Source organism: Companilactobacillus bobalius (assembly GCF_009764355.1).
Map to the genome: position 1 here is coordinate 482,594 of NZ_LNUA01000032.1, position 10,290 is coordinate 492,883.

The window sequence follows — 10,290 nt, forward strand, 5'->3', positions numbered from 1 at the left end:
TCATTTCTCCTCTTCTTGCTTTTCTTCGACCATTATTTCTTTGTCAGCAATTTTGACGAATGGTAACCAGACCAAAATGACAGCAACAAAACAAACTAGTTGTAAAATAGCTCCAGAAATACTTCCTGTTACTAGATAACCGCTAATTACAATTGGAGTTGTCCAAGGTACTTGTACTAAACCGGTTGGTAGCGGTACTAGATGAAGAGCAAATGCTGTATAAGAAATCACGATAGATACTACATTGCTGAATAGTAAGGGAATAAAGTAAGTTACGTTAAGCATTAATGGAATACCGAATAATGTTGGTTCCCCGATATTAAAAAGATATGGAATCCCAGCAACCTTTTTCATTTCACTATAACGATGACTATGTGCAATTAAGATAATGGCGAAGATTGATCCGATAACAACGATACTAGCAAATCCATCCCAGAAACTCTGAGAAATAATATTAGGAATAGCATGATGTGCTAAACTGGCTGTTTTATTTTCGTCTTGTAGAACTTGAAAAATTGGTGTCATAACACCGTTAACTATTGAATCACCATGGATACCGAAGAACCATAGAAGTTGACCAAACATTTTAACTAGAATAATACCAATTAGTGAACCACCCATTGCTTTTAGTGGTGTTCCTAAGATCATATTAAATAGTTCCAACGCACTTAATTTAGCAAAATTATCTAAAATTAATCTAAATATCCAAAATAGCGTAATGACTACAAACGATGGAATAAGCGATTCGAATGGAGATGAAACTGCTGGAGGAACCGAAGCTGGCATTTTAATTTTTATACCTTTACGGTCAATTACTCGATAAATTACAGCAACTGCAATAGATACTAAAATGGCTAGAAAAATTGATTGAGCTCCGATAGTTGTAATATCTAAAAAACTACCAGCTTTAGTTGTCTTGTAAGGTGTTAAAACCATAAAGCTAACTACCGATGTGAGCATAGCTTGCATACCGTTGATCTTCATTTCGTCAGCAAGTGTTCTTGATACTGCTAGTAGAACTAGTAAACCACCAATGGCTAAACTAGCATCGTTAACAATAGCCAGCTTAGTTGACCATTGCGTAACAGTTAAGTTAAAAAGTGAAGCCATCCAAGCATTGACACTTGGAACTGGAAAATTACCAATGATTAAGAATACAGAAGTAATAACTGTAAATGGCATGTATGCTAACATCCCATTTTTAATAGCATTTATATAGATATTCTTATTAAAGGCCATTGATAATTTACCTAATGAGGATTGAAACTTATCCATAATATTACTCAAAATAGTGCACCCCTTTGAATTATTCTTTCTTTACAATGCTATAATAGCAATTAGTTCAGCGCTTTCACAATGTGATAATCTGTTTTAAAAAGTATCTTTTTTTGATATTTAAGGAGTATAAGGATGAACTATCAAGATTTAGAAGAATTTTTATCAGGTCCTTCAACTTATAATCGTGCTACTAGTGATGAAATACGAAAGCATTTCCAAAATAAGTATGAATCAGTACCTTATAAGAATGAACCACTCTTTATTTTTAACGACGATCGGCCATTTGATAATGATAGTCATATGATTCAATTACATCGACGAAATATGAGCAGAGTCCCTTACCATATCTTTCATTTCATTGTTCTAACTTATGTTTATTCAGGAATGATAACAATGCTAGTTGAAGGTCAAAAGATACTTTTAAAAAAAGGTGACCTAATTATACTGGATAAGTATGTTCCTCACGCGGTCTTACCTACTTCTAAGAATGATTTAGGAATTAATATAATTTTAGATAATAATTTCTTTGAAAATACCATTATAAAATCTGATAAAGATAATTCTCTACCTAATTTTATGATTGAATTGATGAGCCATCAGTACGCGCATAATCACTTTTTATTTTTTTCTACAAATGATTTACCAATTATTCATAATTCAATTCAGAATATATTGTGCGAAGATTTGGATAAGAAAAAATTCGCCAGTACCGTCATTGATAATTACATTATGATAATATTTATGACCTTGATTCGATTACAACCAGTTGAAACGAGTTTTAATAACTCCAATTTACACATTCAAAAAATTATCTCTGAGGTTAACAAGTATATTCAGAAAAATTATAAGGAGGGCGAATTGAATAAGCTTTGTCAGCAAATTAATTACAGTCCCTCTCATATTAGTCGAGTTATCCATCAAAATACGGGTAAGACATTTAAGGAGTTAATCAACCATCAACGTATGGAGAGAGCTAAAGTACTTCTACAAGATAGAACTTTAACTGTAAATGAGATTGCTGAAAAAGTTGGTATTAATAATATGACCAATTTTTATAGACGATTTGAAAAATTTGTTGGCGTGACTCCTAAAAAATATCGGGATGAATTAAAAAAATAGAACATTACCCTTTATGAGTAATGCTCTATTTTTTTGGAGATTTTACTTATTTTCTATTTCAAAAGCTTTATTATCATCGTATTTAAAGAATGGATAATAAAACACAAAATGAATAGCTACGGCAAAGATAATGATTAGTGCAAAGATAATTCCACCTTCTGCAAAGGCAGTAATAATTGGTGGTGTAACCCATGGGAAACCTAGCTGAAATGCAGGATTAATATTGAACTTAACTACATTATAGATTCCCCAACCTATTAGTGCTGCCACTGGCTGAGAAAGAATCATAGGAAGAAAATAAACAGGATTCATTACTAGTGGGACACCAAATATTATTGGCTCATTAATATTAAAGAGATTAGGAATAATGAGCACCTTACGTAGTTCTTTGTATTTTTTTGATTTAGCTAAAAGCAGTGAGCAACAAAATCCCAATGTACCACCAAAACCACCGAGATTGGCAACTAGATAAACAACCATAAATGCTCCATATGGTAAAGCCTTACCCGTATTAAATGCCTGCATATTGGCGACAATTGCGCTAATAACAACAGGTGTGTAAAATCCGGTAAGTGATGCAGGATGAACTCCGAAAAACCATAATAAATTGCAGATCAAACTAAATAAAATATAAGCTGCTGGAGAGGTTCCCAAGGTCATTAATGGAGTTTGAATAATGGCATTAAATGAGTCAAATAGATTTCCCTTGGACGTGAATAAGAATAAGACTTTAATTACAAAAACTGATGACAGGATTACAACTGCAGGTATAGATGAGGCTAATGAATTAGCAACCATTGGTGGTACAGAGTCAGGTAAATTAATTCTCAATTTACTGTGCATTAATTTTCCATACAGATAAGTAATCAGAATGCCGACTACCATAGCTAAGAAAATACCTTTACTGCCTAAATAACTATCAGTTAATGCAGTAATAGTATTCTTACCTACCTTCAATTGTGAAGGAATAAGTATTAAAAAGCTTGCGATGGAGATAACTACACCGCTCATTCCTTTCATACCAATTTTCTGACTATATGCATTAGAAACAGTGACAATTAGATAGATTGGTAAGAGTGACAAAGTAACGTTGGTTGCTTGTTGCCCAGCATTATATATGTTTGTTGCAAGAAGAAAATGTTTCCATGAACTGATAGGCAAGTTGATTAAAATGGTAATTAAAGAGACGCCTATTGTAACGGGGACTGTATCAATACATCCCTGTACTACAGCTTGAATTACTTTATTGTTGCCAAATTTTGATGATAATGGACCCAACACATTTGACAAAAAAATTTTAAATTTGTTAAACATTATTGAACACCCTTTCTTTTTTTCAACAATGTTAGATTAGCATTGGGTTCAAATCACAACTCATCAATACTTGACCACTTTTAGTATTCTTCGTAGACCCTATCTAGAAAATACATTAGACCATACTTAGATTCACCATAATAACTATACGTGCCTATTTTTATAACCTCGTCAAATACATTAATATTTTCAGGGATAGTTTGAGTCAACAGTAATTTTTGAAATTTATATGAATCCAAATTCATATTCATTAAAAAATTCCCCTGATCTGAAATTATTATTACTAGATCATTACGATCCAGTGCTTCCAAAGCTTGTTCTGCATTTTGATCAAATAGCGTTTCGACGTACTTATGTTTTAATGCCATTTTAACTTGAAATTCAGTTACAAATGGATAATTGGTAGCAAAGGATAAGATAATGATTCTATCAGAATTTCGTATTCTTTGAACAACATTGTTTATATTCAAATCAGATGTTTCTTCTATATTAAGTAGGACATTCTTTTTATATTCTTCGTTATTAAATCCATCGGTTGGATAAACCAATTTGGGTAATGTAATTATTTTTCTAAGTTGTTTAAAATTATCAAAACCAATTTTTTTAATAAGTCTGTTTAAGGTCGATGGTGAACAATGACAAAATTGAGCTGCTTCTTCTAATGACATCTTACTTATTTTTTCTAAATTGTTAATCATGATTTTAGCAATAGAAGCACTCGAATTATGCTCTTTGTTTTCTCTTAAATATTCTAAAAGCTTAATTATTAGTAATTCCATAAATATCCCCCATCTACTCAAATGTTGAAGAGTTTGAATCAATACTTAACATTATACTTGATTCATATTAACAGAGGTGATTGTAATGGAAACAGAAAATTATTTTCCTAAAGACTTTTTATGGGGTGCTAGTATGAGTGCCTTTCAATCTGAAGGAGCTATAGCCGATGATGGTAGAAAACTCAGTGTCGCAGATATAAGAATCAAAAAAATGAACCAACAATTTCATACAACTGATACATCCACGGCCACTGATTTTTACCATCGCTATAAAGAAGACATTAAGTTAATGGCCGAATGTGGTCTAAGAAGTTTTCGTTTTTCATTTTCCTGGTCAAGAATATTTCCTGATGGTAATGGCAAGGTTAATAAAAAAGGTGTTCAATTCTATGACAATGTTATTGATGAATTGATTAAGTACAATATCAAGCCTATTGTCACATTGCTACACTTTGATTTACCACAGAGTTTAATTGATCAATATCAAGGATTCTATTCAAGAGAATCTATTCAAGACTTTCTGAATTATGCTAAATTTTGCTTTAATCACTTTGGAGATCGTATTCCATATTGGCTAACAATTAATGAACAAGACGTTCTGGCAAATATTCCATTTTTTAATGGGTTAGATAATTTATCACAAAGTATTCAAGCTAGCCATCATATGAACATCGCTAATGCTTTAACTATGAAGCTTTATCATTCACTAGACTTAAAGGGCAAAATTGGACCATGCTTATCCTACCCTACTAGATATCCAGCCTCAACAGATCCTAGGGATCAATTTTTAGCGATGAATTTAGACGACTTAGGTATTTTCTATTTAATTGATACTTTAATTTATGGAAAATATCCGGCCTATTATATTAATCACTTAAAGAGTAAGGGCATAATGTTTAAAACAAAGAAAGAAGATTCTTCCCTATTGAAAAATGTTAAGCCTGATTTTCTAGCTATTAATTGGTATACTTCTGAAGTTGTTGGTCAATACTTGGATGACAGTCAGGTAGACGATTATCAAGGGCCCGAGTTACCTCGACAAAATCGCAGTGAAAAGGGTGTTGCCCAATACTATAAGAATCCATACACGGAATATGGAGATTATAATTGGAATATAGATGGTGTTGGATTACGCTTAGCGCTCAGAAAGATCTATGAACGTTATCACCTGCCCTTAATGATTACTGAAAATGGCTTAGCTCTTAAGGAGAAAATTGATCATGGGAAAATTCATGACCAAAAGAGAATTAAATACTTAAACCAAATGATACAAAGTATGTCTTTAGCAATAAAAGATGGTGTAAAACTGTTTTCCTACAATCCATGGTCATTCACTGATGTTCTATCTAGCAGTCAAGGTATGGATAAACGATACGGATTAGTATTTATTGATCGTACTAACACTGATCTAAAGGTCTTAAAGAGAATTCCTAAGGATTCATTTTATTGGTATCAAAAATGTATACACGAAAATGGTTCTATTTAACAAAAAATCAACAATCCTATATAGAATTGTTGATTTTCTAATCAATATTTAAATGTTTTCTAGCTAAACAGTAGCGTGCAATGAACCAACTTTTTCAATTTTCTTACCAAATCTACTGATGAACAATAATAAGAACATTAATGCTGATAAGATAGTTCCGGCGATGAATGATCCATCCCCTGCTGAGATATTAACCAATGAAATAATGATTGGAGCAAACATACCAGCAACTGAGGAAACAAAGGTATTCATAGCAATAGCGACTGTAAATTGTTTTTCGTCCGTAAGGATTGATAGTTCATATGGAAGTGTAGCATTTACTAGTACGATACCAACACCAGAGAACATGTTACCTAAAATGTGAAGAGCAAAATTATTTGTGAATAAGACTAGAACGAATGACAACATGAAAGCAATGAAGCCCCAAGCAATAGTATTAGTCTTAGTAATTTTACGGATGTATTTGATAAGAACAGCTGTAGCGATACCACCGATATTACCAATAGCTGTAACTAAAGCGACGTAGGCTGTACCCTTACCTTTGCCAGCTAAAACAATAGATTGATTTGTCATAAATAACATCATGCAAAGCGACAAGACAAAAGTAATTCCTAAAATTAAATATACATGCTTGTTTAATGAACCAAAGACGGTTTTAAGACTAGTTTTTTGATTATTTTCTTCAGCGGTCTTTGAAAGTTTGACATCTTGTGGAACTAGGAAAAATACCATTAAAATAATAACAATTGAGAAAGCATAGATCCAAAATAGATTATGCCAATCGCTTCCACCAAGAATACCACCTAAAGCTGTAAAGAGCATCATACCAATGTTATTAGCACCGACTGACCAACCCATGGCCGTGGCACGATCTTCACCATCAAAGTTTGATTGCAATAAAACAGGACTAACATTACTAATGATACCAGTACCAAATCCGACAAGAACCATACATGCTAAGATTAGATTTAAACTACTACCGTAAAATACTGGAAGTAAACCTGCAACTCCGACAACGGCAACGGCTAAAATACCTAAGTTTTTTCTGGTTAGCTTAAATGCTAAATAACTAAAGAGCACCGTAGCAATCAATTGCCCTAATTGAGGAATTGAACCAAGCATTTGAACCTTTGAAATGGGTTCCTTTGGGAAAGATTTTGCTATAGCGGCAATGGCAGCGGAAACGGCTGATGTCGACATCAATAGCAAATTCATACTTAAAATACCAAGAACTAATGGAATCTTCTTTTTATTCATGAAACTGACCTCCAAATTATAATTAATCATGATTGCGCTTTCATTTACAGATTAATCATATTCTGGAAAGTACCTTTCAGCTATATCCAAAGACGAGCTAATCTGTGTTCATTTCACAGGTTGGCTTTTTTAATACATATTTTTATTTATCACCAGGATACTATTCTATCCGTTGTTAGAATGGGCTTTTTGACGATAAAGATCTGGTGAAATACCCAAAACCTTTTTAAAAATTTTATAGAAATATGACGGATTCTCATATCCTACTTTAAAAGAGATTTTGTCAATTGGCGCATTAGTGTAATTCAAATATTCTGCGGCAGCGTTAATTCTTTGCAAATGAACCAGTTTGATAAAGGTCATTCCTGTCGATTTTTTCAAAAATGACGATAAGTAGTTGGCATTGTATCCAAAGTGTTGAGCCATCTCTTCCAATGTTATATCAGCATAATTACTCTCAATATAAAGTAACAATGACAAGATATTAGCTCTTTTTTTATCATTCATTTTCCATTTAACATCAACTGTCTTATATGATTCTCGGATGAGCCGTGAAAATAGAATCATGATTTCTAGTCGAATGATTTTATCTGATTCCTTGTCGGGATGGTAATACTCATCGATAATTTCCCAAACATTTCGACTTATTTTGGAATTATTATTGGTTTTGAAAAAACTATATTGGCCTTTCCCGTAGTTTCTATCCGATAACAACGAAAATAACATCCCTGAAATACTAGTTTGACGATTATCGTGTAAAAGAGTGTTCAGTTCATTTAAAGAAAAGGCTGTATTTCTCAAAGCAATATCGATTACGATATCGTCAGTACCGATAGGTTTAACCGTGTGAACTGATTGATTACCAACAAAAAGCAAGTCGCCTTGCTGCATTTCAATTTCCTTATCTTGAACTACGGCCGTACAATTCCCCATTAAAGGAGCGACGATATCAACAAAATTATGATAGTGGAATGGAATAACAGACTCTATCGGCTGTACTGAAATGGAGATAGGATTAGTGTTCAATTCTAAATCGTCATCATAAGTATTATAGAAACGATAAACTGGTTCCCCATTGGCAGTCTTGATCGGAGTTATATTTTTTTCAGTTTTTTCAACCTTCTCTAGCTTTTTGACGACGTTAGAAAATTCTTTAGGTGAATTTTTAGAACGAAGAATTTCAATAATACTCTTACTCATATTAGTTTTACCTCACTTGTAAATCATTATAAGCTTTTTAAAAAATATGGGAAATGAACATAGTTATAATATTATTTGACAATAGTTGAAATTTATACAAGAGCTTACAATTTAGTTAAATCAATAAATTGTGGAGGAATTTTATGTTAGATTTAACCAAAACACCATATAACCTTTCAACAGAACAAATTGAATATATTAATAATCAGATTAATAAAATGACATTACCAGAAAAAATTGGTCAGTTATTCTTTGTAATCGGTCAAGATGAGAATACCGTTGACTTAAAACAATTCGTTAATAAGTATCATCCTGGTGGAATTATGTATCGTCCCGACAGCGCCGAAAAATTAAAGCGTGAAATCAAGACTATTCAAAAAGAATCCAAGATTCCTGTCTTTGTCGCTGCTAACCTTGAGGCTGGTGGTAATGGACTTTTGAATGAAGGAACTTGGTTTGGACGTCCAATGTCTGTTGCCGCAACTGATGATCCTAAACAAGCCTATAATTTAGGTGATATTTCAGGTTATGAAGCTGCGCAAGTCGGTGACAACATGTCCTTCTCACCTATTGTGGATATTGATAATAACTTCCGTAATCCCATCATGAATGTAAGAACTTTTGGTAGCGACAAATATCGTGTCATGAGAATGGTTGATTCAGAAGTTGAGGGATTAAAACACAATAAAGTTATTCCTGTTGCTAAACATTTCCCCGGTGATGGAGTTGATGAACGTGATCAACACCTTGTTAGTTCAGTTAATTCTTTGGGAACTGATGAATGGATGAATTCTTATGGTCAAATTTATCGTCATTTGATCAAACGTGGACTGCCTGCTGTTATGATTGCTCATATCATGCAACCAGCTTGGGAACGTAAGTTGGACCCCGGTATTGAGGACAAAGATCTACGCGCTGCTTCAACTTCAAAACTTTTAATTGATGGTTTATTGCATCGAGAATTGAAATTCAATGGAATGACAATTACTGATGCTACACCAATGCTTGGTTATACTTCCATCTTGCCAAGGGAACAAGCCATCCCCGCTACAATCAATGCCGGTATCGATATGATTCTCTTCAATAAGAACATTGACGAAGATTATAAGTTCCTTACAGATGCCGTAAACGACGGGGTTGTTTCAATGGAACGTGTTGACGAAGCCATTCGTCGTATTTTAGGTACTAAGTTAGCTCAAGGCGTCATGAATACAGATAATCAATTGATTCAAGAGATTCCTGAAAAGTTAGACTTACAGTTAGAGGATCATAAAGCTAGAACCGTTGATTTAGCTAAACATGCAGTTACTTTGGTTAAAGATCGAGATAAAATTTTGCCCGTTAATAGTAAGAAATATCCTCGTGTCCGTCTGGTCGTCCTTGGTGACAGTGACGATGGTGGTTTTAAAGAAGGTGGGCATGTAACTTCCCTTTTCAAGAAAGAACTAGAGGCCCAAGGATTTAAAGTTTCACTATTTGATCGTAAGAATTTAGATTTTCACGAAGTATTTGAAGAAGGAATTCAAGATTTAAAGGATAAATTTGATTTGGCTATTTATGTGGCCAATATCGAAACTGCAAGTAATCAGACAACAACCAGAATTGATTGGATACATTTGATGGCCGCTGATGCTCCTTGGTATATGCGTTCTATTCCAACGTTGTTTATTTCCATGTGTAATCCATACCATCTCTTTGATATTCCAGATATTTCAACAATGATTAATGCTTATACCGGTAATCCTGAATCAATCGATGCCGTTATTAGGAAAATTACTGGGCAAGAAGAATTTCTTGGTAAGAGCCCTGTAGATCCATTTTGTAATAGATTAGATACTAGACTGTGAGGTAGAAAAA

At 33.4% G+C, this 10,290-nt stretch carries 8 protein-coding genes; 3 read left to right on the forward strand and 5 right to left on the reverse strand.

What is annotated here, in order from left to right:
• Positions 1 to 1,287, reverse strand: coding sequence for a PTS sugar transporter subunit IIC (locus tag ATN92_RS09490; protein WP_234032566.1), 1,287 nt, complete (start codon positions 1,285 to 1,287; stop codon positions 1 to 3).
• A 123-nt stretch (positions 1,288 to 1,410) separates the two neighbouring features.
• Between ATN92_RS09490 and ATN92_RS09495 the strand changes: the two genes are divergently transcribed.
• On the forward strand, positions 1,411 to 2,397 hold the full coding sequence (locus ATN92_RS09495; RefSeq protein WP_056952535.1) for an AraC family transcriptional regulator: 987 nt from the start codon (positions 1,411 to 1,413) through the stop codon (positions 2,395 to 2,397).
• Between the two features lie 42 nt (positions 2,398 to 2,439).
• Here the strand turns inward: ATN92_RS09495 and ATN92_RS09500 are convergent, their stop codons facing one another.
• Positions 2,440 to 3,711, reverse strand: a complete 1,272-nt coding sequence (locus ATN92_RS09500; RefSeq protein WP_056952537.1) for a PTS sugar transporter subunit IIC — start codon at positions 3,709 to 3,711, stop codon at positions 2,440 to 2,442.
• Between the two features lie 80 nt (positions 3,712 to 3,791).
• Positions 3,792 to 4,490 (reverse strand): MurR/RpiR family transcriptional regulator, encoded by a 699-nt coding sequence (locus ATN92_RS09505; protein WP_056952538.1) that lies wholly within the window; start codon positions 4,488 to 4,490, stop codon positions 3,792 to 3,794.
• A gap of 85 nt (positions 4,491 to 4,575) precedes the next feature.
• Between ATN92_RS09505 and ATN92_RS09510 the strand changes: the two genes are divergently transcribed.
• Entirely contained in the window at positions 4,576 to 5,976 is a 1,401-nt protein-coding gene (locus tag ATN92_RS09510; protein WP_056952540.1) for a glycoside hydrolase family 1 protein, read from the forward strand.
• 63 nt (positions 5,977 to 6,039) lie between these two features.
• Here ATN92_RS09510 and ATN92_RS09515 read toward each other — a convergent pair whose 3' ends face one another.
• Both ATN92_RS09515 and ATN92_RS09520 read right to left on the reverse strand, forming a co-directional pair.
• Positions 6,040 to 7,233 (reverse strand): MFS transporter, encoded by a 1,194-nt coding sequence (locus ATN92_RS09515; RefSeq protein WP_056952542.1) that lies wholly within the window; start codon positions 7,231 to 7,233, stop codon positions 6,040 to 6,042.
• Positions 7,234 to 7,398: 165 nt separating this feature from the next.
• Positions 7,399 to 8,433 (reverse strand): AraC family transcriptional regulator, encoded by a 1,035-nt coding sequence (locus tag ATN92_RS09520; protein WP_056952543.1) that lies wholly within the window; start codon positions 8,431 to 8,433, stop codon positions 7,399 to 7,401.
• Between the two features lie 143 nt (positions 8,434 to 8,576).
• Here ATN92_RS09520 and ATN92_RS09525 point away from each other — a divergent pair, with 143 nt between their 5' ends.
• Positions 8,577 to 10,280 carry a glycoside hydrolase family 3 protein gene (locus tag ATN92_RS09525; protein WP_056952545.1) on the forward strand — a complete coding sequence of 568 codons (1,704 nt, stop codon included), beginning with the start codon at positions 8,577 to 8,579 and terminating at the stop codon, positions 10,278 to 10,280.
• Positions 10,281 to 10,290 lie beyond the last annotated feature (10 nt).

What these genes read in the sequence shown, in the direction of transcription:
- ATN92_RS09495 (WP_056952535.1), top strand. Translation starts at nt 1,411, where the DNA reads ATGAACTATCAAGATTTAGAAGAATTTTTATCAGGTCCTTCAACTTAT.
- ATN92_RS09500 (WP_056952537.1), bottom strand. Translation starts at nt 3,711, where the DNA reads ATGTTTAACAAATTTAAAATTTTTTTGTCAAATGTGTTGGGTCCATTA.
- ATN92_RS09505 (WP_056952538.1), bottom strand. Translation starts at nt 4,490, where the DNA reads ATGGAATTACTAATAATTAAGCTTTTAGAATATTTAAGAGAAAACAAA.
- ATN92_RS09510 (WP_056952540.1), top strand. Translation starts at nt 4,576, where the DNA reads ATGGAAACAGAAAATTATTTTCCTAAAGACTTTTTATGGGGTGCTAGT.
- ATN92_RS09515 (WP_056952542.1), bottom strand. Translation starts at nt 7,233, where the DNA reads ATGAATAAAAAGAAGATTCCATTAGTTCTTGGTATTTTAAGTATGAAT.
- ATN92_RS09520 (WP_056952543.1), bottom strand. Translation starts at nt 8,433, where the DNA reads ATGAGTAAGAGTATTATTGAAATTCTTCGTTCTAAAAATTCACCTAAA.
- ATN92_RS09525 (WP_056952545.1), top strand. Translation starts at nt 8,577, where the DNA reads ATGTTAGATTTAACCAAAACACCATATAACCTTTCAACAGAACAAATT.